Source organism: Cognatundibacterium oligocarboniphilum (assembly GCF_013377855.1).
In the GTDB taxonomy this organism is placed as follows: Bacteria; Pseudomonadota; Gammaproteobacteria; order Burkholderiales; family Burkholderiaceae_D; genus Undibacterium; species Undibacterium oligocarboniphilum.
This window is the reverse complement of the sequence record NZ_JABXYJ010000002.1, coordinates 312,776-337,073: the sequence shown is the minus strand read 5'-3', so window position 1 is coordinate 337,073 and position 24,298 is coordinate 312,776. Positions and strand designations below refer to the sequence as shown.

Here is a 24,298-nt window from a genome sequence, read left to right as displayed (position 1 = left end):
GTCAATTTTTAATTTCAACGCCACCCATGATGGCGTAGCCCTGGATGTGCAATTTTTTGTCTCTCTGCATCGGCGGAACAGTCTGGTCGTCAAAGCCGCCAAGAATCGGTACTCCCTGAGAAATCACGGTCCAGTCATTCGGAATTTTCAGTGAAATGCCACCCCACATGGCAAAGACATTTAATGTTGCCTCGCTTTGGATGGAGGCATTACGCAAATCGAGTTCGATTCCTCCCATGACGGCAGTCAATTCTCCACCACGAAAATCCTGAGTAGAATTTTGCAACTTGGCACCACTCATGATGGCCGACACATTGCTTTCATTACTGCTCAGATTCTCTGTCCGGTAAGGACTCCATTTTCCCTGTCCGTGCATTTTGTCTTTAAAAATAATCAAAAGACCGGCTCCGATCATGAAAACAGGCCATAAATCGCGCATTCTGAAATAAACGATGCCCAGGTGCTGTAGCGTCATCGTCACACCAATGAAAATGAAAACGCCACCGATTAAATGACCCGCGACGTTCTGGCTGCGGGATATTTTCAATAATCCAATCAAGATAAATACGGTTGGCCAGAACTGTATATATTGCGTAAAACTGAAAATATTCAAATTGTCGACCATTGCCAGTACACCGAAAATCAATAGCAATGCGCCGAGAAAAATTCTGGTCTGAGGTTGACGGTTATCCATGATGTTGGCTCCTGTTTGAAAGCGTAATCGTTATTGACGGTTTGAAAGAATACCGGCGATGATGCTTTGTATGCCCCAGGCAATCAGGATCACCGGCCAGCTGGAATGGAAAGTCCATCCCCATAAATGTTCAATCGAGGCATACAGCCAGAACGCAAAGATGATGCGAAAAACACCTTTCGCGATCAGGTCGGGATGACTGCTGCTGAAAATGAGGATGATGCCTGACAAGGCAATCAGTGCCGGGAACAGATACCAGTAGTCGACCGCATCAACCCAGTGCATCTTATCCATCAGAAATAAACTCCCGATGACGATCAGTACCAGACCGAAACTGACATTTTTTCCATTTCTGTATTTTCTTTTGTCTTCGTCGAGACTCATGGTGACTCCTTTTGTTCTGAAATGAATGATCTGCATTCATTTTCCTGATGGTGTGAAGATAATCGACAGATGGTATTTTGTCGCCATCAATTCGGTGAATGGCGTAATGCTGTCGGTGAATGACGAAAAAATGAAGATACGGTGCATTTCCGGATGAAATGCAACGTGAGGCAGTGTGTAAGACAAGTGGCGCTGAAGAGATATGAAATCAGCAAATGTCAGCAGAAATCCCTTACGGTCAGGTCATCTGCTGCAGAGTGTACCCAACAGGATGCCTATCTGCGTATTTGCCGCAGGTTTAGCTGAGCAGTTGATTGAAATGATCTGCCTGACGCACGATCCGCTTTGACTCTGTACCGAAAAGATCGTGCGTTTCCTGCACAATATATTCATTCGATCCTTTGGTGCAATACAGCAGGCCGCGAAAATTGGTGCCCAGATAAGCGAAGGGGGTCAGCTTTGTTTTGACGGGAACATCGCTGTTGATCAGCGCGCGAAGTTTTTTTTCTATCTCGTACAGATTGCCTTCTTTGAGCGAAATCATGCCGCCTTTTGGGGTGGGGAAAGTGGTTTCAAACAATGGTTGCTGCCCCATGGGATTTTTGAATGTGATTTTAATTCCCAGTTTCAGAAATTTCGCCACTGCAAAAAAGTCATTGTCATCGTACATAGCCCTTCTCCTTACGCTTCTTTATTTTTGCTGCTTTATAACAACTTTGTACCTTAAGCTTGCCAGAAAGCTGTTGGTCTGACAATTCATGCAACGATGACAATTGCCATAAATTCAGAAAGTGTTGTTTGCATTCATTTCAGGAAATTTCTGTCGGCAGCAGCGGCTTGTTCCATGGCTTGTATGCGGGCTTTCCATTCGGTATAAGTGTGCGGCACCTTCGCATCACGCACCAGCACCGATCGCAAAGGCATAATGATGGGCATCAGATCATTCGGATCAGTGTGATGCTGAATCCGGTGGAAGGTTGCCAGCATTTGCTGTAAAGGCAGCTCGGAGAATTTCTCCTGACACAGCTCCAGATGCTGCAGCAGTGTGTCATCCGATATCGTGTGGCGGGATACAAAGACCAGCAGGTTATAACTGTCTTCTGAGCGTATCCAGCGCACAGGTTGTTCAAATTGCCGGTGCAGGCGATACAGCATCGGTGCGACAGCACTGGGTTTGCCCCAGATATTGGCAACCAGCACACCATCAGGAGACAGGCAGCGCTGACAATCCCCATAAAATTCTGTACTGTTGAGTGCCGGAACCGGCCCCTGTTCGCTGTAAGCATCCAGAAAAATGACGTCGGCATTTTCCTGGTGATCGCGCAGCCATACAGCTGCATCGGCGTGAATAACGGTCAGCCGCTCACTGTCGGGTGGCAGATTGAACTGATCCCGCATGGCGATGACGTCGGCACTGATTTCAAGCGCAGTAATACGACAGGCAGGAAAATGGCGGTAGCAATATTTGAGTAATGATCCGCCGCCCAAGCCGATTAAAATAATATGTCGTGGTGCCGGATGAAATAATAAAAAGCCCATCATCATTCTGGAATATGCACACAGCAAACGTTCGGGTTCTGCGCGTGACATGGCACTCTGCATGCAGTGAGGTGTCAGGTACATCATACGCAGATCACCATCATCAAACAGGAACGGGCGACCTTGATGAACTACCGATAGCTTTTCCAACTCCTGCAGATGCATTTGTTCCTGCGGTGAAGGTTTGTTCAGGAACAGGTTGGATAGACTCTGGCGGCGTGTCGGCATAAATATCCTGAAATTGGGAACAAAAGCTGGGTGCAGCAAAATGCGCTATGACGAACTTGGAGGTTGAACTTTTCGCTGATATCTGATGCGTTGACGTTCAGCCTGTCGCGTAGCTCGCTGCTGCGGAAAGTCTCAGATTCAATTGCTGGATTTGTGCATGTAATGCAGTGTTTTCCTCTTCAAGTACCTGAATTTTCTGACGCAGGTGGTTGATTTCAGACTGTTCTGGAATTTCAGGTATCTGTTCACGGGGTATTTCTGCACGATCTTGGCCAGCCGGGGCTGATACCGGTGTTTTCCGGGGTGATTTTTGTTCGCGCTGCTTCTCCCGAGCCTGGCGCGCCAGTTGTTGTAACTCTTTACGTCCACCGGCGACGGCGCTGGCCTGTTCCTGTTCCGGAAGGCTGGCAATGGCTGCCGCGGCACTGATGGAGATGGTTCCGGCGCGGACTGCCTGCACCAGCTCTGGCGCGGCAGCACGCTGGATTTTTTCGATCTGTACGACAGCATGACTGCTGATGCCAGCAAGCCGTGCGATTTCCTGGCGGCTCTGTGTCGTTTTAAGAACGGGAGCGACTTCTTCCGCTGGTTCCGGAGCGCTTGTCGTGACGACGGTCTGGCTGACGGATTGCTGACGCGAGATCAGAATTTCTTTTTTACGTAATGCCAGCATTCCACGCTGAAAATCGCTGACGCTGCGTCGGGCCAGATGGTTTTCTATCATCCAGAGCTGCACATCCTCGATATTTTGAAATTGCCCGTTCTGAACCGTTTTAAACGGCAGTTGATGTTTTTGGCAGATGGCATAGCGATTATGTCCATCGATCAGCACATCTCCCCACAGAATCAGTGCATCCCGGCAGCCTTCGGTCAGCAGACTGCGCTCCAGTGCGGCGTATTCATGCTCTGTCAGCGGATCAATATAAGCGCGCAGTTCGTCGTGAAGGATGATATTCATGGCAGTGAGTGCAGATGGAAATACAAGAGCGCGCATTGTAGCTGACAAACTGGTTTTGTCCGCACCCGACGTATCAGTATTGGTCAGCCAGGACATGCAACCTCAGGGAGGCACACTGTTAAAATATGATTTCAATAATTTTTCCTGGAGTCGTGTTTATGATCAAAGGCAGTTGCTTTTCTCTTCGTCATGTCCGCAAAGATGATGTGCCGCAATTGGTTGAGCTGTTAAATCATCCCGACTCAAAGGGCGATTATCTGTCGCTGGAATTAATGTTGCCAGGCGTTGCAGAGAAAAAATATGAAGAAGAATCGCGGTCCAAAGAGTTCAGTGAGACATTCCTGATCGTGGATCAGAATGATGAAATACTTGGACGTGTATTTCATTTCAAGACCGTACCTTATTTTAATGCGCGCGAAATCGGATATGGATTATTTGCCAAACACTTACGAGGCAAAGGGTTGATGACGGAAGCGGTGCAATTGCTGACCGACTATCTGTTTAAGACGACCTTGTTAAATCGTCTGGAAATACACATGAATACTGATAATCTGGCTTCGGAAAAAGTGGCCATTCATTGCGGTTTCACGAAAGATGGCATTGCGCGGGGTGCTGTGTTCTCGCGCGGCAAGCATGTGGATATTGCGATGTACTCATTGCTCAGGGCAGAGTGGGAAGCGCTGCGGGGTTGAGCACATTGCATTGGTGGCATAAAAAATCCGGTGCCGGCAGACGGCTGGCACCGGGAAAATGGATAAATCAGGCATCAGGTGTTGACGCACGTTTTTTGACGGCGCCAGATGTGCTCGATTTTGGTTTGTTGTTTGGATTAGCGTTGGCAGACGTGCTCTTTGCCAGGTTTTTCGGTGCCGGAAACGGAAACTTGGCGACCGGTTCTTTTGCTGCCACAGCTTTGGTCGCAGGAATGGACGGGGTTGATGCCGGTGTTGTCGCTGCTGCAATGGCTGGCGTGGGGATGACAGGTTTTCCGGCCTTGGCAGCGGTGACAGGTTGGGTTGTTTTTGCAGTAGCGACCGTTGCTTTTGCCTTCGTTGCTGGTTTGGATGTTTTTTGTGCTGTGTTCGCTTTTACCGGTGATTTGGTGGCGGGTGTACTGGCTTTTTTTGCACCGGTATTGACGGCGGGAAGCAATAGTTGCTGCGGGTGACCGGCTTCCGGCGTAGACGGAGCTTTGATGACGGGTGCTTCGGTGCGGTGTACTGGGGTTGCATGTGCATGCGATGTGACGGAGGTTTGCGCAGTTCTGACCGTTTGCAACAGGTTTTCCCGGGTTTCCTCAGAGATGGCCGCCAGCTGTCGTCCATAAGCCAGCAAACGTTCCATCTCAGGCTGACTATGTGTCTGTGACAGATGCAGCCAGTCTTGTGGCGCTTTGACTGACCATAGCTGCAGTGAGCGCGCTGTTGCCTGAGAAACGGCTTCTTTGACAGTGGATAAATTCAGTGCGAGGATTTTTTCCAAACCTGTCAGCGTAGTGGATGACAACGCCTGGAGTACGTTAATCTGTTGCGCAAGCTGCTCTTGGGCAGCGGTGGATATCTGTTGTTGTATCAAAGGCATGAATCTCTCCTAAAGGGGGGACAGAATATTTCAGGCAATGGGAAATCAGAAATTGACGCGATGCAGCAATGTTGATTGTAATCGCTGGCATGGTGTTGCTGCAAAATATATTTGCAATGCAACAAATCCTGTTTTCCGAAAGATCGGGATACAACATCCGAATCTTGATTTTTAAAAATTTTAAAGGACCCGCGTATCACTATGGAAACTTCATCATTGCCCATGAAAAATTTGCAAGATGTCCGGGATCGTCTGCGCGACTTTTCTGCGCAGAGAAATTGGGCGCAGTTTCACACGCCCAAAAACCTGGCAAGTGCATTGATCGTGGAAGCGGCTGAATTGCTGGAGCCTTTTCAATGGCTGCAAAGGGGAGGCAGGGAAGAACTGGGGGAACAGCAATGGCAGGCAGTCCGGCATGAAATGGCAGACGTCCTGGCTTATCTGGTGATGCTGGCAGATCAATTAGAGATTGATCTGATCAGTGCCGTGAATGAGAAAATCACGTTGAATGAGCTGAAATATCCCCGCCATATTGTTCATGGGGATGCGCGCAAATATGACCAGTATTGAAGCAGGGCGCAGTTGATGAGCGTGCAGAGATGTCCGGATCAGGCTATTTTAAAGAAGCTGCTATGCGGATCGCTTTCTAACTCTATCCTTGCTTTTTCGATGAAGGCGTGGTGCGGATATTCCTGAATGGAGAGTGGAAATCCTTTTGAGCTTAACCAGGCGCAGGCCTCTTCGGTGGTTTCACAGACATGAAAATGCTCATCGGGATTGACCCCGGCATTACGTTTCATAATATCCAGATGGAATTTGCTGGGGCAGACGAAAACCACATACTCACAACCATGCTGCCAGACCCATTGCAGCATGGAGCTGTAGGATTTCAGGGCAGCTTCCGGCGCCATTTCCCAGTACTGACCTTGCGCCATGCTTACCCATGGCCGCCCTCTGGGTGCGATGGCTTTGAGCTCTTCAAATAAAGCGTTGAATCCCTGTTCATTAAACGCACCGGCAAAAGTACGTATCACAATGTTACGGACTAAACTGATTTCCCATTCACCATGTATTTTCATCAGATCACCTGCAGAATATGCTCAGATTCTAAGCGCTGGCGTGAATTTGCGATACTGGTCAACATGGAAAATAATGTGAATTGCTTACCTTATTGCGCTCGTGGAGGCAGACCATATCGGGTGTAATGACTTAATTCTTTCCTGTATTCCTGTACAGATCCGGTATTTTCCGGTGACTGAGTAAGACCATGACCAGACTGGCTATCGCCAGCAGCAGCCAGTTCAGGCGGGGCCAGTGCCAGCGTTGCGCCAGGTCGAACAGAACACCACCAGTGAGGCTGCCAATCATACTGCCCATGCTTTGATATAGCATTTGTTGCGACATCAGTTTTCCTGTGTCGGCAGAAACCTTATTGGCAAAGCGTGCAGTCAGTACATCGAGAGAAGGGCCGTAAAAAACCTGACCAAATGAAAGTAATGCCGCAGAAGCAATCACTGCGGCTGCAGAATGGGGCAGTCCTACCATCAGGGCAAAGCTGGCAAACAGACATGCATAGCCGATCTGCAGGAACAGGAAATGATCCCGGGTACGGATTGCGCGCTTTGAGACCGGGATCTGGAAAAAAATGATCACCAGTGCACCTAACCAGAATGGTGTCGATACCGGAATTTCGGGAGTGAATTTCGGAATGTGCAGGCTGAATCCGATCATTGGTTGTACCGCAAAGCACCAGAATACGGCATTTGACAGATAAAACAGCAGCGGTAATTTTGTGACTTGTGCCGGAGATGCCACTCTGTCTGTTGCATAGATCGCAGAGGTCGATGTGCCGGTCTGTCCGGATAGCGTTTGTTGCGACAGATATTGTTGCTCATGCTCTGCAATGGAGCGCATGGCGACCAGCATAAAAATGCCATAGGCAATGAATGTAATGAGGACAATCAGAAAAACCAGATTCAGGCTGTCATGCGGTACCCAGCTTGCCGTCAGATAGCCACCCACCAGGCCGATACGGATCGCAAATGCCAGGCGGCTGAAGAGTGAAGACTGATCCAGTTCGCGCAGTTTCAGCAGATAATTTTTCAGTCCCGGAAAAGACAGGCCACTACCCAGTCCCGCCAGTAATGCAAACAGCGCCAGCATCCATGCCTGCGGGAGAAAAGCCATGCAGTACAGCGCAACACCTTCCAGCAGGATATTTCCAGAGACTGACCAGGGATAATTTGCCAGCGTTGAATATTTACCACCCAGATAGGAGCCGATCACGCGTCCCAGATTCAGGCCAAATAAAATCGAGGCAGCCCAGAATCCGGAAAAATGCTGGCCTGTTTCAGAAACGATCAAAGGGGTATAAAGGGCGACTCCGCCGGACGCAATCGCGACACCGATATAAATCAGATAGGCGTTAAAAACGGGATTAAATTTTGGATTTTGCATAGGCGGAAGGTTCAGATGCCGGCAGGTAAGCGCACCGTGATGTTTCTTGCGTTCAGGATTACCCGGGATGTGGGATCGTCTGAAAAAACACCAAATTATTTTTTAGAATCATTACATTGTACGCTGACATCACAGAGCTTGTCGCAGAGCACAGAAAGAGCAATTATTTGCCCAATCATGTATCTTGCCCGACTTACTTTTGTCATAGGTATGTGGGGATGGATTTCTGCCAGTGCGCAGAAAACTATTCGCAATCAAATGCGCCAGATATTTTGCGCAAACGAGAGTGTGTTGGTGCCGCTAGTTATCAAGAGGTGCAGTGTGATCTGCAGATCTGATGCAGTATTCGTTCAGTAAAATTTGTAACCGATTGAAAGGTAGCGTATTGCGGTACCTGCTGTTTTACTGAGGGATGCCTGGGGATTTTTTCTTTTCAATGATTAGTCGTAGTGCCAGACTTGCTTCAAACCCGAGGCCTAAGCGGCATTCTTCCTGAATGCGAGCAACTCCGGGTTCTGCCTGAATAGCTGATGGAGCTGTCCGGGTATTTCATGAAACAAGGAGAACATCATGTTGAAAAATAAAATCATTCTGACTGGTCTGATGGCAGTAGTCATGGTCAGCGGATCTGCATTTGCTCAGGTGGCGCAGGTGCCTCAGGTATATATGGGCGCAACTGTCGGTAAAGGCCAATGGAATGACGATTGTAAAAACGTCGTTTCCTGCAGCACGAATTCAGATACTTACAAAGTATTCGGTGGCTATAACATCGATAAGAATTTTGCAGTTGAGGCCAGTTACTTTTCTCTGGGCACGATTTCTGCCAACAGCAGCGCAGGTGGAGTGAATGCAACATCACAAGTAAAAGGAAAAGGTTTTGAATTAGCCGGTCTGTATAAGCATGAATTCACCCAGCAGTTGAGTGGATTTGCCAAACTGGGAATTGCCAGCATCAAAGCAGAAGGTAGTGGTAGCGTGGCAGGTGTTGGGGTATCCAATGGCAGCACGACTTCGACTCAACCTGTATTCGGACTGGGCGCGACCTATCAGCTGACCAAAGAACTGGCTCTGCGCGGTGAATTTGAAACACGCAAGATCAAATTCAATGGTGACAAAGAGGCTGTGAATAACGTTTCTATAGGCATGCAATACAGCTTCTGATCTGTGGCGGCTCTCGCCGCACGGCTTGATTCCGGTGTGGGTTTCTCACTTTGTCAGGACTGACTGAAAGAGTGGGCGCACCGGGACTTCGCTGAAAAATCATTGTCCGGCACTTATCACCTTATTTGACTATCTGTGTCGAAGCAGTCAGCAGATTTTTCTGTACTGGTGATTGCCCCATACCCACTGGATGATTACCGGTACGGTTTCCACTGTGTTTCTGATTCATCCGACGATAAATCCGTACCGGAAACATGACGTTTCAAATGATGTGCCACGGGTTTCCGAGTACCGGAAACTACTGTTTTTTACGGTAAACGGAAAGAAGAAATTTTTAATCGGAATTATCTATTGCGTTCCCCGACCGGATAAATTTCCCTCTGACCTGTTTTACATTTACTTACGAATGAAACACCAATCCGGTCAACTGTTTGGTAGTGCGCATCGTTTTTGGATTACATTGCAGTCACTTTTTTTGAAAGGAAATACATCATGGCCGAGACAACAAATAAACGCATTCATCCACTGGTTGCAGGGGCTGCAGCTTCCGTGATTCTGGTGAGTCTGGTTGGCGTTGCCGCGATGACCGGCTTATTCCCTAATTCAAACAGCACTCCGAAGGCGGATTCCTCAATGGTCGCTGCGCCCGCATCTTCCGTTGCTGAAACAGATACCGGAATAAAAGGCAATAACATCAGAAATAATGTTGCTACATCCAATTCAACATCAACACATGAACAGCCAGCGCGAACACATTCTGGCGGCAGCTATCAGGCCGTGCATCAGCAGGCACATCAGGTCTGCGACAATTGCGGTGTGGTTGAATCTGTCCGTGCCGTAGAGCAGCAGCCAGCACAGGGCAGCGGTCTTGGCGCGGTGGCTGGTGCGGTTCTCGGCGGCGTCCTGGGCAATCAGATCGGTGGTGGTGACGGACGTAAATTAGCAACAGTCGCCGGTGCTGTCGGTGGCGGTTTTGCCGGTAATGCGATTGAAAAACGGACGCACACGACAACCGTCTATGAAGTCCGGGTCCGTATGGAAAATGGGCAATTGCGCACATTTACACCATCTTCCCAACCCGGCTGGCAATCCGGTGATCGTGTCCGGGTGATTAATGGCAGCCTGCAATCTGCCTGATCGCACCCGATGATCTGAGCGATACCAGATATTGGAAAAAGGCCCGCTTCCCGCGGGCTTTTTTATTTCCTCGTTGTAGTTCAGACAGGTATTAATCCGGTCTTGCCACGACGATTTTTGGTGTTTGACTTGCATCAAACACCAGTAGTGGAGAATTGGCTATTTTTGGGAGAATTTCTATACTGGGTTACGCATACAGTAAGCACTGTGTGTGGATTTTTGGAAACCAGTTGATTTTGAAAAGGAGAAGAAAATGGGTGCATTAAGTAATCGTGGCGGTTTTTTTGATGATTTTTTCAGGGATTTGAGTCCCAGTTTTTATGTCAAACCTCTCCACGGCGACCCGCTGCCGCATCCTTCCCAGATCAAGATTGATGTGAAGGAAACCGATGCCGCTTATACCGTGAATGCGGAAATACCCGGTGTTGCGAAAGACGATATTCATGTTTCTCTGGACGGCAACGTCGTTACGCTGCGCGCTGAGGTGAGGCAGCATGACAGCAGCGAGACGGAGCACAAGGTGTTGCGGAGCGAGCGGTATTTTGGTGAGATTTCGCGCAGTTTTCAGTTACCGCTGGATATTGAGGCCAATGATGCCGGTGCGAAATATGACAACGGTATCCTGACGCTGACCTTGCCTAAAAAACGGACAGCAGGCGGTGTGCAGAAGCTGAAAATAGACTGATCTGGCATATCAGCAGAAACCGCAATCCTTAAAGCCGAAAAAGCGGTTTCTGATGACCGATCAGATATTCACGTTCCGGTTTTGTTATCCCACTGGTCGACCAGCAGTATGCCAGCCAACATGGGCAGGATGAATGCAGCTCCTTTGAGTGGATCAATGCTGATGACCACCAGGGCAGGTCCAGGACAAATACCTGCCAGTCCCCACCCTGCACCGAATAAGGCGCTGCCGGCGATTAACCGCCCTGTAATCCGGGTCAGCACCGGTAATTGCATTGGTGTCCCCAGCAAGCTATAGCGGCGTCTGCGCGCCAGATAAAATGGCCACAGCGCCATGCCGATTGCTCCGGCCATCACCATGGCCAGCGACGGGTCCCAGTGCCCGGCCAGGTCGAGAAATGACAGCACTTTGGCAGGATTGGCCATGCCGGCAATGATCAGCCCGGTGCCAAACACCAATCCGCTGATCGCGGCAAAGATTAGATGTAACATCTGCAAACTTTCTCAGAAAACGTGCCGCAACACAAAAACAGTCAGGAAGCCGGTAAGCATAAAAGTCAGCGTGGCGATCAGGGAACGCATGGACAGGCGCGCCAGACCGCAGACGCCATGACCGCTGGTGCAGCCATTACTGAGCCGTGTGCCGATGCCGACGATGAATCCCGCCAGAATCAATTCACCCCAACTGGCATCGATGCGTATGGCAGGCAAGGGGGCGACAATCCGGTATAGGAAAGAAGATAAAAACATCCCGGCGACGAAGACCAGCCGCCAGCTCCAGTCTCCGCGAACAGGGGTGATCAGGCCAGCGACGATGCCGGTTATTCCGGCGATGCGTCCGAGGCACCACAACAGCAGGATGCTGGCGAGGCCGATCAGTATTCCTCCGATCAGTGAAGAATAAGGTGTAAATTGTTCCCAGACGATATGCATAAAATGTGAGCGAAAGTTTCAACAGGCAGGTGAATCCATGGCATTACTGCCTGGCATGGGGTCAATCAGGATAAACGGTGGCAGGATATTGCCATTAATCCGGAATTCAGAAATGCAGGGATGCTTTTATTTCAGTGTTTGCCAGTATTGTGTACTGGACGGGTACTGAGGACAAAGTCTTCATGGGGGTAGTCCGCCATGGTAAAGGGAAAACCGCGCGCTGTCAGCCAGTTGCATGCTTCTTCCATGTTGGAAAAGTAACGCACCAGATTTTCAGGCATGTTGCCGGTCTGGCGCTGATGGATCAATTGCCGGATCTGGCTTGGAACAACCACGGCAAGGCACACGCAGTTGTTCTGAAACGCCCATTCACGCATTTTGGGAAAAGATTGCAGCGCTGCGGCATTCGACATTTCCCAGTTGGCCGCATTCGTGAGACCCGCCCAGGGTTTGTCGACCGGTGCCTTTTGCTGTGTTTCTTCAAAACATGCCTGAGTTCCGGCTTCATTGAAACTGCCGGCAGTGGTACGGACCAGCACATTCCGAATCAGTGTAATTTTCCAGAGACCATGTATTTTCATGGATGATCAAGTCAGATTCATTGCGGAAAATGGCATTTTACCGGATTTTGCGAATTATTTTTCAAAACATGCTGTACTGTCTGCACCCGAAAAAATGTGGGCGCACTTTAATGCTGAGTGCGGAGATAAGCCAGTAAATCAGCAATTTGCTGTTCATTGCTGATACCGTAAAAACGCATTTTATTTCCGGGAATAAAATCACCCGGCGCACGTAAAAACGCCGCCAGATTTTTTTCCGTCCAGATAATGCGTGCATTTTTCATGGCAGCCGAATATGAAAAATCAGTCGTACTCCCAGCCGTCCGGCCGATGACGGCGTTTAGCTGTGGTGCGAAACCGCCGCGGGCCGAAGACCCAAGCTGGTGGCAGGATGCGCATTGACGAAAGGCTGACTGGCCGGCAACCGCATCACCCGCCGCCTGAGCACTGCCAGCGGACAGCAGCGCCAGGGCGAGCAGGAATGGATATCGCGTCATCTTCATTTGGCGGGAATGCGTTCCAGCACTGCCAGCAACAAGGTCCAGTATTGGCCTACGGTTTTAATATTCACCATTTCATCGGGGCCGTGCGGATAACGGATAGTCGGGCCGATAGACACCATATCCAGATCAGGATAATGCTTTTTGAACAGACCGCATTCCAGCCCCGCATGGATCACCATGATCACCGGTTCTTTGTGATAAATGCTTTGATAGGTGTCTTTGACGATCGCCATGACCGCTGAACTGGTGTCGGGCTTCCAGCCCGGATAACAGCCGGAAAACGTAATCTGCGCCCCTGCGAGATCGCTCAGCGATTGCAGGGTACTTTCGATATTTTCACGACCACTGTCAATCAGCGAGCGGATCAGACACAGGATCGTTACTTCATCTTGTGTGGTACTGATGACGCCGACATTCAGCGAGCTTTCGGTGACACCACTGATTTCGTCGCTCATGCGGATCACGCCATTCGGGCAGCTGTTGATCAGGTTGATCAGCGTTTTTTGGGCTGTCGGTTGCAACACCTGTGCGGGCAATGGCGTGCTTTGCAGACTGAGTTTTAATGCGGGCTCCACGACAGCCAGTTCAGTCTGTAATATCGCCTGATATTGTGCGATGCATTGCTCCAGCAATGGAAGCTGCGCCGCATCAATCGTAAAGTTGCACTGTGCTTCGCGGGGAATTGCATTGCGGAGAGATCCACCTTTAATCTCTGACAACGACAAGCCGAGTTCTGTCGCATGTCCGGCAAGGAAGCGAGCAATCAGTTTATTTGCATTGCCCCGCCCCAGATGGATATTCACACCGGAATGGCCGCCCTTGAGCCCGGTAATGCTCAGCGTGTATGCCATTTGTTGCACCGGTGCCTGCCACTGCAATGGCAAGCTGATTTCAGCATCGACGCCGCCAGCGCAACCCATATAGATTTCGCCTTCCTGCTCAGAGTCGGTATTGATCAGAATATCGGCATTTAACATGCCCGCCTGCAAGCCGAAAGCGCCTGTCATACCGGCTTCCTCATCCACTGTCAGCAATACTTCCAGCGGACCGTGGCAGATATCCTCCGCCCCCAGTATCGCCAGCGCAGATGACATACCGATACCGTTGTCCGCCCCTAGCGTCGTACCGGTCGCTTTGACCCATTCGCCGTCAATCCAAGGCTGTATCGGATCGGTTGTGAAATCATGCACTTTATCGGCATTCTTCTGCGGCACCATATCCAGATGCGCCTGAATCACTACGGTCTTGCGCTCTTCCATGCCAGCGGTGGCCGGTTTGCGGATGATGAGGTTGCCGACATGATCGACCACCACCGGCAAGCCGCGCTGCTTTGCCCATTGCTGGATATGTTCGCTCAATGCGGCTTCATGTTTGGAAGGATGCGGAATGGCGCAGATTTGTTCAAACCATTGCCACAGCGGGCGGGGAAATAACTGATTGATCTCAGATGCAGTAGTCACGATAAGTATCCTGTAAGACCTGTAATGCGTGGGTAACGCAGTGCGGGCAGAGGGCGGCAAGTTTACCATACCGTCATCCTGAGATATTTCCCCGCATTTTCAGGATATTAAGTCGCTGACAGAATCAGGCGAGGTATCTGCTATGCCGTATGTGCTGGTGCGACGAAGCGGACGAGTGGATTTGTACTGCAACCTATCTTGTGCGGCTAAAAGAACGGATAATGGCGCCTGATTTACTTTTAACGCGCTTTTGCTTGCTTTTTTTGGAACATTCTCATGGAAATTAAGGTCAACTTTCTCGATAAGCTTCGCCTCGAAGCCAAATTCGATGATTTCACGGTGATCGCTGATCAGCCTATCCGCTACAAAGGCGATGGCTCTGCTCCCGGGCCTTTCGATTACTTCCTGGCTTCATCGGCATTGTGTGCGGCGTACTTTGTGAAGTTGTACTGCAACACGCGCGATATCCCTACGGAGAATATCCGTCTATCACAAAATAATATCGTTGATCCGGAAAACCGTTACGCGCAGATTTTCAAGATTCAAATCGAATTGCCCTCCGATATTTCTGATAAAGATCGCCAGGGTATTTTGCGTTCGATTGAGCGCTGCACGGTCAAAAAAGTCGTACAGGAAGGTCCGCAATTTGTCATCGAAGAAGTCGATAATCTCGATGCCGACGCACAGGCCTTGCTGACCCTGAACCCAGATGTCGACGCAGCGACCTATATCCTCGGCAAAGACTTACCCTTAGAGCAAACCATCGCGAATATGTCCGGCTTGCTGGCGGGTCTGGGCATCAAAATTGAAATCGCATCATGGCGCAATATTATTCCGAATGTGTGGTCATTGCATATCCGCGATGCGCATTCACCGATGTGTTTTACCAACGGCAAAGGTGCAACCAAAGAAAGCGCTCTGGCGTCAGCACTTGGCGAGTACATTGAACGTCTGAGCAATAATCATTTTTATGCCGGTTCGTTCTGGGGCGAAGACATTGCGAATGCAGAATTCGTGCATTACCCGAATGAAAAGTGGTTCAAGCCGGGTAAAAAAGATGCGCTGCCAAAAGAGATTCTGGATAAGCACACTCTGGCAATTTACAACCCCGAAAAAGAACTGCGCGGCTCACATCTGATTGATACCAATTCCGGTAATACAGAACGCGGTATCTGCTCGTTGCCATTCGTTCGTCAATCGGATGGCGAGACGGTTTATTTTCCATCCAACCTGATCGAAAACCTGTTCGCCAGCAATGGCATGAGTGCGGGTAATACGCTGGCCGAAGCGCAGGTGCAATGTCTGTCTGAAATTTTTGAACGCGCGGTGAAACGCGAAATTCTCGAAGGCGAAATCGCCTTGCCCGATGTACCGCAAGACGTGCTGGCAAAGTATCCCGGCATCCTGGCTGGCATACAGGGCCTGGAAGAACAAGGCTTTCCGGTGCTGGTCAAAGACGCTTCGCTCGGCGGGCAATATCCGGTCATGTGCGTGACGCTGATGAATCCGCGCACCGGCGGCGTGTTTGCTTCGTTTGGTGCGCATCCTAGCTTTGAGGTCGCGCTGGAACGCAGCCTGACAGAATTGCTACAAGGTCGTAGTTTTGAAGGTCTGAATGATTTACCGCAACCGACCTTCGTCAGTCAGGCTGTGACTGAACCAAATAATTTCGTTGAGCACTTCATTGATTCCAGCGGCGTTGTGTCATGGCGTTTTTTCAGTGCCAAAGCCGACTACGAATTTGTGGAATGGGATTTCTCTGGTCAAGGCGAAAACTCGAACGCCGACGAAGCTGCCACCTTGTTCGGCATCCTTGCCGACATGGGCAAAGAAACCTATATGGCGGTGTATGACCAGTTAGGCGCCACCGCTTGCCGCATTCTGGTGCCGGGTTATTCAGAAGTCTACCCAGTCGAAGATCTGATCTGGGACAACACCAACAAAGCCTTATTGTTCCGCAACGATATTCTGAATTTACATCAGCTCGATGATGATGCGCTGGAAGACTTGCTCGATCGTTTAGAGAATAACGAACTCGACGATTACAGCGATATCGCCACCCTGATCGGTATCGAATTTGATGAGAATACGGTGTGGGGACAACTCACCGTGCTTGAATTAAAGCTGCTGATTCATCTCGCCTTAGAACAACTCGAAGACGCGCAGGATTTGACGCAAGCCTTCCTGCAATACAACGACAACAGCGTCGAACGCGGCTTGTTTTATCAGGCGCTGAACGTGGTGCTCGAAGTGACGTTGGACGATGATTTGGAATTGGAAAATTACGAAACCAATTTCCGCCGCATGTTTGGCAACGAGCGTATGGATGCCGTCATCGGATCCGTCGATGGCAGCGTGCGTTTTTACGGCTTAACGCCGACGAGCATGAAACTGGAAGGTCTGGAGCGCCACCAGCGTTTGATTGACAGCTATAAAAAATTGCATGTGGTACGGAGCAAGTTTGCTGGTAAAGCTAGCTGATTTTTTGATGAGCAGCTTAATGTCTGCACATTAGGTGTCAGGCATGAAGCGCTTTACAATCTCGAAATTTTAAAATTCATAAGCGGCTTTTGGGCAAATATGTGCGTCCGCGTCGGAAAAAAAGATAGACTTTTGATTGAGAACAGTTGCAAACAGGTTATTGCGTTAAGCCCTTGATTTAAGCGGGTGATATTTGCAGACAGAGCTATCTGTCGTGCAGCAAGATAATTTTTAACGGAAATCCTTAATGGAAAAAGTTCGGAATTTGCAGTTTCAATCATGCTTGCTGCTGGTCGTATGGCTGTGGTCTTCTTGCTGCTTTTCAGAAACCACGCTAGTGTCAGTAGAGAGTGTCAAAAAAGCGAATTCGACATTGGTTGTTGCGAATAACCGAAGTCGTATTCCTCTGACTTTAAGCTTGAATTTAGTTCGTTCCAGTAACATCGCCTCCAGCACGGGCTGGCCGGTAGTGCGTTATATTGCACCCGGACAAACGCTGGAGTTAGTCGAAATTTCCGCTTTCAATAAGCAGCAAAGGTACGAGTTTTTTTATAAATTTAATTATGTGATTGGCTCGCCAGTCGCGCAGCATGATCCGACTGCGAAATACAGATTGCCTTTTATTTCAGAGCAGCCCATCTTTGTTGGTCAGGCACCAGATGGTCCGATTTTTTCTCACAAGGCAGTTTCAAATAAAAATGCCATAGATCTCGTGATGCCTATCGGTACGCCGATTGTTGCAGCCAGATCTGGCTATGTCATCGAAAACATCAAACAATTTGCAGATAATGGACTGGCGAAGCCTGAGTTTATGGACAAGGCAAACCTCGTGCGGATTCTTCATGACGATGGCACTTGGGCGGACTATGCGCACCTGAAACAATATTCGTCTCACGTCTCTCCGGGGCAGCGAATCGAAGCTGGCATGGTCATTGGGCTGTCGGGGAATAGCGGATTTTCTACCGAACCACATTTGCATTTCCACTTACAAAAAAACGCTAATGGTGTCATCGTTTCGCTGCCAATAGAATTCTGGCATTCTATTAAGGGCAAAATAACACCCCGGTATCACACCTGGCTTGCCCCCGAAAAAAATACTTCAACGCCAACGATTCCTACAAAAAAATTAAAGGAATGTGTGAGGAAAGACGCGATCATTGACGACGCAGTGTTGAAATGTATGAAGCAAACTTAATCTTGTGAAATACGGTTGCACGCAATAATTCGGCGGTCAGAATAGGTTTGCGCTGAACGCTATTCGCGATGAAGAAATACGTGCCGCCAGCGATATTTGAACGTCGGCCGTTCGGCATGATAAAGGCGCGAGAAAGAAAATCACAGCCCGCCCCTAAAGACAAATTTCGTCAATATCCACAAAAACGATCCCTCAACAAAGACAGGCCTCGTGGAACCAAAGCACGCCACAAGCCTCATAAAAACTGCGTATAGTGCGCCATGCGCACCAATGCTGGAAAACGAACAGCTTAAAAAATGAGGAATCCGGTGAAACGGTACTCATGGCACACCCTACGGATGTACGCACGGTACGCTTGCTTGCCATCGGTCACTTCGGATTAACTCCAAGACGACTCCAAAGCATTGGATGAACGAATATTTCAGATGTTGGTTTAATTTGCCCGTCAGAGGGGGTTCTTGTTCCAAGAAAACTCCAAATTTGTCCGGAAAAAGAATCAGTCTTGATACCAATTGCGCCTATTTGAAACAGTGCTTTCACCAATACAATTATGAACGCGTGTAGGCTATTGTTATTGAGATAGGCATTCCCAGCACGAATAATGGGGTCTTTAGAATTTTCGCTATCGTTAATGCAATGTTGCAAACAAAATTCATCGATTTTTAATTTTGACATTGAGGAAAGTTTGAAACTATTGGGCATTTTTTCTAGCAACGGTAGATATTGTGAGAGATTTGGAAAGTGATCACCCCATTCGTAACAGAGATAATCAAATCGTTGAGCTGAATATTCAATTTCAGCTAATCGCACAGTTTGTACCATGATTTTTGTTTGTCCATACGCTTGTTTTAGACATTCATTCACGAACGCTATTGCATCCCTTGGCCTATATAAAGTGCGATTAAATAAATAATCAACAAACCTTTCCCTCGAAATTGACTCTGGAAATAATTCACGCAAAGTTAAAGGGCGCTTAGTGTATTGTTCGCTTGTAAATTTTGCGACACGTTTGTTTAGGAGATCCTCGAGTACTCTTTTGTCCCAGTGAATCGGCAGCAATAGTGATTGATATTTCTCCTCTTGAAATCCTGAATCTCTCGTTCTCTCAAATACGCTGCGCAGCAGGTCTAGTCTAAGAGCAACCACTATTTTTACATTCGGTATAACTCGAAAACTTTTTACTGTTTCAATCAGGGATCTAATGAGTCTGTATCGAAGTTCGCTCTCAACCCAATTTTCGTCTAATTTATCAATGACTACGTAGTATTTTTGTTTGGGGTCATTGAATACTTCTTCTGCCAAAAGGCGCATCACATCCGAGAGTAATTTTACTTGGATAGAATTTACAACACTTTGAGCCTTACTGATAACTTCAAATTTCTTTTCTTCTGATCCCTTGATGCCAATATTTGTTTCTGATTTGAGCAGTTCTATGTTTGTGCCCAAACTACTTTTTAATTCACCTTCCAATTTTTGTGTTACTTCTTTAATTCTATATTCGGTTTGATACCAAAATTTATCTCCCCAATCTCGAATGTAATTCAGCGCACGTTCTTTGGTTTGATCTTTTTTATTTAGTGCGGATAAAAAACTAAATGACCATTTTTTTGTATTTTCTTCGTTTGAGAGATCATATTTATATCTCAATAGTTCAACGGTAAATACATGTTTCCAAAGTAAACTGTAGAAAATGTCCAACTTAACTCCAGCTTTTTCAAGAGTTGATAACATATCTGAGTTTGATATGAAATTTAAGGACAAATTTTCTGGCGTAATTTCAATTACGTTGTCTTCAGAGTTTTTTAAGTTTGCGATAAGGGCGCTTTTACCAGCGCCAGTTCTACCTACTAAAATTCTTTGTGGCTTAGAGCAGTCAATTAGTGTTTCAAAGTCTCCTGTATCAACAAAGCATTGTGACAAAAAAAGTTCGTCGCTTTCAGCATCCGGTTCTCCAATACTTTCATTTCTTCTGAAACGAAATTCAGATCCACTTAATTTGTCAACCATAAGTCTCCAATGCAATTATTTTTAATTGTCGAATTTTCTTACTTCCCCCACGAATCCTTCAAAGTCGTCACCCGATTAAACACCGGTTTCCCCTTCACAGAATCCACGCGATCCGCGACAAAATAACCATGGCGTTCAAATTGCAAACGTGTGTCTGGTTCGACGTTGACCATGCCCGGCTCAACGTAGGCGCGAATGGTTTCTAATGAGGATGGATTCAACAAGGTCATAAAGTCTTTGCCACCTGCATCCGGATTTGCATCAGTGAACAAGCGGTCATACAGGCGTACTTCGACTTCTAAAGAATCAGACACGCTGACCCAGTGAATGTTGCCTTTGACTTTGTAATTCGCGCTGCCTTCGGTGCCGGATTTACTGTCGGGGAAGTAGTTGCAATGCACGGCGATGATGTTGCCGTTTTCATCTTTATCGCAGCCTGTGCATTCGACCACGTAGCCGTAACGCAAACGCACTTTGTTGCCCGGGAAGAGGCGGAAGTAGCCTTTGGTCGGTTCTTCCATGAAGTCTTCTTGTTCTATCCAGAGTTCTTTGCTGATCGTGAATTCACGGTTGCCGCGTTCCGGGTGGTGCGGATGGACGGGCGCTGTGCATGCGACGGCTTCGCCTTCAGGGAAATTGTCGATGATCAGTTTGAGTGGACGCAAGACCGCAGTGGCACGTGGTGCTCTCGGGTCGAGGTCGTCACGCAATGCGCCTTCGAGTGTGCTGTAATCGATCCAGCCGTCAGACTTCGATACGCCGATGCGTTCGCAGAACAGTTGAATCGCTTCGGGTGTGTAGCCGCGACGACGGATACCAACGATGGTTGGCATGCGTGGGTCGTCCCAACCGCTGACGATGTTTTGTTCGACGAGTTGGCGCAGTTTGCGTTTGCTGGTGACAACGTAGGTTAAGTTCAGGCGGGCGAATTCGTACTGGCGTGGCACCGGTTGTTTGAAGAAGCCGCCTTCGGCTGCGCGGGCGATGACCCAGTCGTAAAACGGGCGGTGATCCTGGAATTCTAAAGTGCAGATTGAGTGGGTGATGTTTTCTATCGCATCTTCGAGCGGATGCGCGTAGTCGTACATCGGGTAGATGCACCATTTGTCGCCGGTATTGTGATGATGGGCGTGACGAATGCGATAGATCGCCGGGTCGCGCATATTCATGTTCGGTGACGCCATGTCGATTTTGGCGCGCAGGATGTGGGCGCCATCGGCAAATTCGCCGGTTTTCATGCGGCGGAATAAATCCAGCGATTCGCTGGCTGTGCGATCGCGGAAAGGTGAGTTCACGCCAGGCCGTGAGAAATCACCGCGATTTGCCGCCATGTCTTCAGGGCTTTGGCTATCGACATAGGCATGACCGGCATTAATCAGGTATTCAGCAATCGCGTAAAAAGTATCGAAATAATTACTGGCGTAATACAGGTGATTGCTACCGCCGTTTTGTGCCGAGGCTTGCCAGTCGAAACCCAGCCATTTGACGCTGTCCATGATGGTGTCGACGTATTCCTGATCTTCTTTCTCAGGGTTGGTATCGTCAAAGCGCAGATGGCAAACGCCGTTGTAATCACGCGCTAAACCGAAGTTCAGGCAGATTGATTTGGCGTGGCCGATGTGCAGGTAGCCATTCGGTTCTGGCGGGAAGCGGGTGATGACGGTTGGCATGCCATTGCGCTTGTAAGTGCCGGCGGCGTTGTCGTTATCGATAATGGCGCGTAAAAAATTAGAGGCTGGCGCTGCGTTGTCGGAAGTTGCCGGTGCTGTGGCTTTATTTTTGTTGTCGTTGCTCATATCAGATAATGGGTAGATGTGTGTTGATATTGTGCTGCGATGCCGGAGCAATCTGCGGCGCAGGGGGAAGAACAGAAAAGCCGGATCAGAAAAACTGTCAGTTTGCTATTTTCCCAGAATCGCATCATTTTACCGTAGCGCAGCACAGAAAGCGTATTCCTTGTACGGAAGGAGCAGAGGGAGTGGTTTAAAGTGAGGCGCTGACGAGGCAGGAAGGAAAAGGATGCCGATGACCTGAACAATCGTCAAATCATCGTCATCATCAGAAATCTTTGAATTCAACCCGGTTTCTGCCGCCGCGTTTGGCATGGTAGAGCGCATTGTCTGCGCGTATCATCATTTCCAGAATGGCGTCCGGATAGCGGTAGGAGGTCACACCGAAGCTGGCAGTGACTTTTCCGGCTTCGCCAAAATCGTATTCTTCAATGGCATGGCGTAATTTTTCAGTAATAGAAACCGCGCCATAAGAGGCCGTTTCGCGGAAAATGACGAGAAATTCCTCACCGCCCCAGCGTCCTACGGCGTCAAGGCTGCGCACATGGTTGCGCAGGATTTCGGCAATGCCGATCAATACCCGGTCACCGGTCTGGTGGCCGTAAGTGTCGTTGACCAGTTTGAATTTATCGACATCGGCAATCGCGATTGCAAAATTACCGCCATAACGCTGGCATCTGAGGTGTTCTTCCTCAAGAATATTTTCGAGTTTGAAGCGGTTGTAGAGACCGGTCAGGCGGTCGGTATTTGACAGGTGTTCCAGCGCCTGATTTTTCTGCTCGAGTTCACGGGTCCGGTCGGCAATGATTTTTTCGAGATTGGCATTAATTTCCAGCAATTTGTCATGACTGCTCTGTATTTCTTCCGCCATCTGGTTGAAGCCGTTTTCGAGCTGTTGCAATTCGCCGCCGGATGCGGCAGGAACGCGGACACTGAACTCGCCTTTGGCCATTCTGTGCACGCCATTGATCAGACGCGATAGCGGGCGGCTCAGGTCGTGGCTCATGCCCAGCGCCAGGATAGATGCAGCGGCGGTGCCAATAATGCCGATCAGTAATGTGCTCAGCATAAAAATCGTTTTACTGTGCTTGCTGGCTTCAGTACTCAGTTCCAGATAGACATAACCCATCAGTTTGGGCTGTGCAGCGGTTTTCTGGGGCGAACGGTCAAACAGGTCATATTCCTCGTCTTCCGGTTTGCCCTGATAAACCGGAGCACCAAAAATCAGGTTGCTATGTTTGCCTTTGAGTACCTTACCCTGCATTGCCGCCTGGATGTATTCGGAACGCAGAGTTTCAGGTTTTCCACCATAGGCAAGAATGTGATGTTCATTGTCGGTAATAATGACGGCCTGTGCATCCTCTTCACGCATGACGGCTTGTGTCAGCCCTTCCAGCACGGCGCGGTTTCCGGAAAATACGCCGTACTCACAGGCTGGTGCCAGATGGCGCACGATCAGCGCGCCGCGGGCATGCAGGGCGCCATCAATTTCGGTGACGCCGACGAGCATGACCATCATTGTCAGCAATAGTGTGATGGTACAGACCGGCGCAAGCGCCAGAAACAGGATGCGACGGGAGAGTTGCCAGTCTTTCATTGCACCTGCTCCGTTTGTTGTCTCAGCTGGCGTTGCAATTCTGCTTCCGGTTCGATATTGATACCCAGTGACCGTGCAACCTGCGGATTGGTATTGACGGAGAAATAGCGCGGATACTGTGGCGGCGGTAGGCTCACCGTACCAGACAGGTTTGCGATCAGTTCGGCAACCTGCTGACTGATTTGTGCTGGCTGGCTGTATACGGCGGCCAGCGCACCGGCTTTCACATACGAGGACGAAAAGCCGAATAAGGGAATCTGTTGCCGGTAGCTGGTCAGCAGGATGCTGGGCAAATTATTCCGGTTGTAAATGTGCGCATCAGGCACGGCGAGAATGGCGTCGCTGTTGCCGAGCAGCTTACGCAGGGCATTGAGCAACTCTGCATCATCGGTCACGATTTCTATATGCAGACTCAGGTCCATCTCTTTGGCGGCGCTTTGTATGGCGGGAATATATTCAGCGGATTCTTTGCCGAGCAGGATGCCAACGCGGGTGCGATGCGCGAGACTGATGCGGATCAGGCGTAATTGCCGTGTCCATGACTGATCCATGAAAACGGCTGAGAAGCGCCGGCTGTCTTGCTGCCGGTTATATTGACGGGCGGTTTTCATAAAACTGGCCCGTGGAACCAGTACATTGAGCACTGCCAGATGTGCCGGTTTCTGCGCCATCACCACCATCGCCGGTGTGCCAACAGCAATGAACAGCTGATTGCTCGCCTGCCTTGGCAGATCGTCGTTACTGAGGTTGTTGACATGAATAATTCTGGTACTGGTTTTCTGGGAATTGGTCAGGATATTCTGCAGGTGAGTCGCAAATTCAGAATATGCGCCGCCTTCTTCGCTTAACACGATGGTGACGCTCTCGACTGCAAAACAGGAGATGCTGAATGCACACAGAAAAAACATGGTGAGCATACCCGACAGATATCTTGTTATCTTGCGATAAG

Annotated in this window: 24 protein-coding genes; 7 read left to right on the top strand and 17 right to left on the bottom strand. The window is 49.0% G+C overall.

Annotated features, from left to right (window positions below; translation table 11 throughout):
• Nucleotide 1: 1 nt before the first annotated feature.
• From HV832_RS04550 to HV832_RS04530, 5 genes are all read right to left on the bottom strand, one after another.
• Nucleotides 2–694: a LiaI-LiaF-like domain-containing protein gene (locus tag HV832_RS04550; protein ID WP_176802363.1), complete on the bottom strand. Its 693-nt coding sequence runs from the start codon at nucleotides 692–694 to the stop codon at nucleotides 2–4.
• 30 nt (nucleotides 695–724) lie between these two features.
• Nucleotides 725–1,078, bottom strand: coding sequence for a LiaI-LiaF-like domain-containing protein (locus HV832_RS04545; protein ID WP_176802362.1), 354 nt, complete (start codon nucleotides 1,076–1,078; stop codon nucleotides 725–727).
• Nucleotides 1,079–1,376: 298 nt separating this feature from the next.
• Nucleotides 1,377–1,748: a hypothetical protein gene (locus tag HV832_RS04540; RefSeq protein WP_176802361.1), complete on the bottom strand. Its 372-nt coding sequence runs from the start codon at nucleotides 1,746–1,748 to the stop codon at nucleotides 1,377–1,379.
• Nucleotides 1,749–1,882: 134 nt separating this feature from the next.
• The gene (locus tag HV832_RS04535) at nucleotides 1,883–2,845 is read right to left on the bottom strand and encodes a fused MFS/spermidine synthase (RefSeq protein ID WP_176802360.1); all 963 of its coding nucleotides are present in this window, start codon (nucleotides 2,843–2,845) and stop codon (nucleotides 1,883–1,885) included.
• 97 nt (nucleotides 2,846–2,942) lie between these two features.
• Nucleotides 2,943–3,803, bottom strand: coding sequence for a ParB N-terminal domain-containing protein (locus HV832_RS04530; protein ID WP_176802359.1), 861 nt, complete (start codon nucleotides 3,801–3,803; stop codon nucleotides 2,943–2,945).
• Nucleotides 3,804–3,961: 158 nt separating this feature from the next.
• Between HV832_RS04530 and HV832_RS04525 the strand changes: the two genes are divergently transcribed.
• Nucleotides 3,962–4,495, top strand: a complete 534-nt coding sequence (locus tag HV832_RS04525) for a GNAT family N-acetyltransferase (RefSeq protein ID WP_176802358.1) — start codon at nucleotides 3,962–3,964, stop codon at nucleotides 4,493–4,495.
• 67 nt (nucleotides 4,496–4,562) lie between these two features.
• Here HV832_RS04525 and phaP read toward each other — a convergent pair whose 3' ends face one another.
• Nucleotides 4,563–5,384 carry a TIGR01841 family phasin gene (phaP, locus tag HV832_RS04520; RefSeq protein ID WP_176802357.1) on the bottom strand — a complete coding sequence of 274 codons (822 nt, stop codon included), beginning with the start codon at nucleotides 5,382–5,384 and terminating at the stop codon, nucleotides 4,563–4,565.
• A gap of 222 nt (nucleotides 5,385–5,606) precedes the next feature.
• Here phaP and HV832_RS04515 point away from each other — a divergent pair, with 222 nt between their 5' ends.
• Nucleotides 5,607–5,954, top strand: a complete 348-nt coding sequence (locus tag HV832_RS04515; protein WP_176802356.1) for a nucleotide pyrophosphohydrolase — start codon at nucleotides 5,607–5,609, stop codon at nucleotides 5,952–5,954.
• A 38-nt stretch (nucleotides 5,955–5,992) separates the two neighbouring features.
• Here HV832_RS04515 and HV832_RS04510 read toward each other — a convergent pair whose 3' ends face one another.
• The gene (locus tag HV832_RS04510; protein ID WP_176802355.1) at nucleotides 5,993–6,463 is read right to left on the bottom strand and encodes a hypothetical protein; all 471 of its coding nucleotides are present in this window, start codon (nucleotides 6,461–6,463) and stop codon (nucleotides 5,993–5,995) included.
• Nucleotides 6,464–6,593: 130 nt separating this feature from the next.
• Complete coding sequence (locus HV832_RS04505) at nucleotides 6,594–7,841, bottom strand: MFS transporter (protein WP_176802354.1); 1,248 nt, start codon at nucleotides 7,839–7,841, stop codon at nucleotides 6,594–6,596.
• A 570-nt stretch (nucleotides 7,842–8,411) separates the two neighbouring features.
• On the opposite strand from HV832_RS04505, the gene HV832_RS04500 reads away from it, so the two are divergent.
• From HV832_RS04500 to HV832_RS04490, 3 genes are all read left to right on the top strand, one after another.
• Nucleotides 8,412–9,002 (top strand): outer membrane beta-barrel protein, encoded by a 591-nt coding sequence (locus HV832_RS04500; protein ID WP_176802353.1) that lies wholly within the window; start codon nucleotides 8,412–8,414, stop codon nucleotides 9,000–9,002.
• Nucleotides 9,003–9,494: 492 nt separating this feature from the next.
• Nucleotides 9,495–10,139: an outer membrane lipoprotein gene (locus HV832_RS04495; protein ID WP_176802352.1), complete on the top strand. Its 645-nt coding sequence runs from the start codon at nucleotides 9,495–9,497 to the stop codon at nucleotides 10,137–10,139.
• 253 nt (nucleotides 10,140–10,392) lie between these two features.
• Nucleotides 10,393–10,824: an Hsp20/alpha crystallin family protein gene (locus HV832_RS04490; RefSeq protein WP_176802351.1), complete on the top strand. Its 432-nt coding sequence runs from the start codon at nucleotides 10,393–10,395 to the stop codon at nucleotides 10,822–10,824.
• 68 nt (nucleotides 10,825–10,892) lie between these two features.
• Here the strand turns inward: HV832_RS04490 and HV832_RS04485 are convergent, their stop codons facing one another.
• The 5 genes from HV832_RS04485 to HV832_RS04465 all read right to left on the bottom strand — a co-directional run bounded on the left by HV832_RS04485 (nucleotide 10,893) and on the right by HV832_RS04465 (nucleotide 14,279).
• Nucleotides 10,893–11,315, bottom strand: coding sequence for a DUF6691 family protein (locus HV832_RS04485; protein WP_176802350.1), 423 nt, complete (start codon nucleotides 11,313–11,315; stop codon nucleotides 10,893–10,895).
• Between the two features lie 12 nt (nucleotides 11,316–11,327).
• A complete protein-coding gene (locus tag HV832_RS04480; protein WP_176802349.1) occupies nucleotides 11,328–11,756 on the bottom strand; it encodes a YeeE/YedE family protein in 429 nt (142 codons plus the stop codon).
• A 131-nt stretch (nucleotides 11,757–11,887) separates the two neighbouring features.
• Nucleotides 11,888–12,337, bottom strand: a complete 450-nt coding sequence (locus tag HV832_RS04475) for a hypothetical protein (RefSeq protein ID WP_176802348.1) — start codon at nucleotides 12,335–12,337, stop codon at nucleotides 11,888–11,890.
• A gap of 107 nt (nucleotides 12,338–12,444) precedes the next feature.
• A complete protein-coding gene (locus HV832_RS04470) occupies nucleotides 12,445–12,819 on the bottom strand; it encodes a c-type cytochrome (protein WP_399309955.1) in 375 nt (124 codons plus the stop codon).
• Nucleotides 12,816–14,279: an aminoacyl-histidine dipeptidase gene (locus HV832_RS04465; RefSeq protein WP_218131957.1), complete on the bottom strand. Its 1,464-nt coding sequence runs from the start codon at nucleotides 14,277–14,279 to the stop codon at nucleotides 12,816–12,818. Before HV832_RS04465 ends, HV832_RS04470 begins: the two co-directional genes overlap by 4 nt.
• A gap of 276 nt (nucleotides 14,280–14,555) precedes the next feature.
• Here HV832_RS04465 and HV832_RS04460 point away from each other — a divergent pair, with 276 nt between their 5' ends.
• Nucleotides 14,556–16,760: an OsmC domain/YcaO domain-containing protein gene (locus tag HV832_RS04460; protein ID WP_176802346.1), complete on the top strand. Its 2,205-nt coding sequence runs from the start codon at nucleotides 14,556–14,558 to the stop codon at nucleotides 16,758–16,760.
• 247 nt (nucleotides 16,761–17,007) lie between these two features.
• Nucleotides 17,008–17,955, top strand: a complete 948-nt coding sequence (locus tag HV832_RS04455) for a M23 family metallopeptidase (protein ID WP_176802345.1) — start codon at nucleotides 17,008–17,010, stop codon at nucleotides 17,953–17,955.
• Nucleotides 17,956–18,324: 369 nt separating this feature from the next.
• Here the strand turns inward: HV832_RS04455 and HV832_RS04450 are convergent, their stop codons facing one another.
• The 4 genes from HV832_RS04450 to HV832_RS04435 form a co-directional block, all read right to left on the bottom strand.
• Complete coding sequence (locus HV832_RS04450) at nucleotides 18,325–19,962, bottom strand: P-loop ATPase, Sll1717 family (protein WP_223827136.1); 1,638 nt, start codon at nucleotides 19,960–19,962, stop codon at nucleotides 18,325–18,327.
• Nucleotides 19,963–20,000: 38 nt separating this feature from the next.
• Nucleotides 20,001–21,758 (bottom strand): glutamine--tRNA ligase/YqeY domain fusion protein, encoded by a 1,758-nt coding sequence (locus tag HV832_RS04445; protein WP_176802344.1) that lies wholly within the window; start codon nucleotides 21,756–21,758, stop codon nucleotides 20,001–20,003.
• Nucleotides 21,759–22,020: 262 nt separating this feature from the next.
• Nucleotides 22,021–23,349: a diguanylate cyclase gene (locus tag HV832_RS04440; RefSeq protein ID WP_176802343.1), complete on the bottom strand. Its 1,329-nt coding sequence runs from the start codon at nucleotides 23,347–23,349 to the stop codon at nucleotides 22,021–22,023.
• On the bottom strand, nucleotides 23,346–24,266 hold the full coding sequence (locus tag HV832_RS04435; RefSeq protein ID WP_176802342.1) for an ABC transporter substrate-binding protein: 921 nt from the start codon (nucleotides 24,264–24,266) through the stop codon (nucleotides 23,346–23,348). The genes HV832_RS04440 and HV832_RS04435 overlap by 4 nt, the downstream gene beginning before the upstream one ends.
• Between the last annotated feature and the right edge of the window lie 32 nt (nucleotides 24,267–24,298).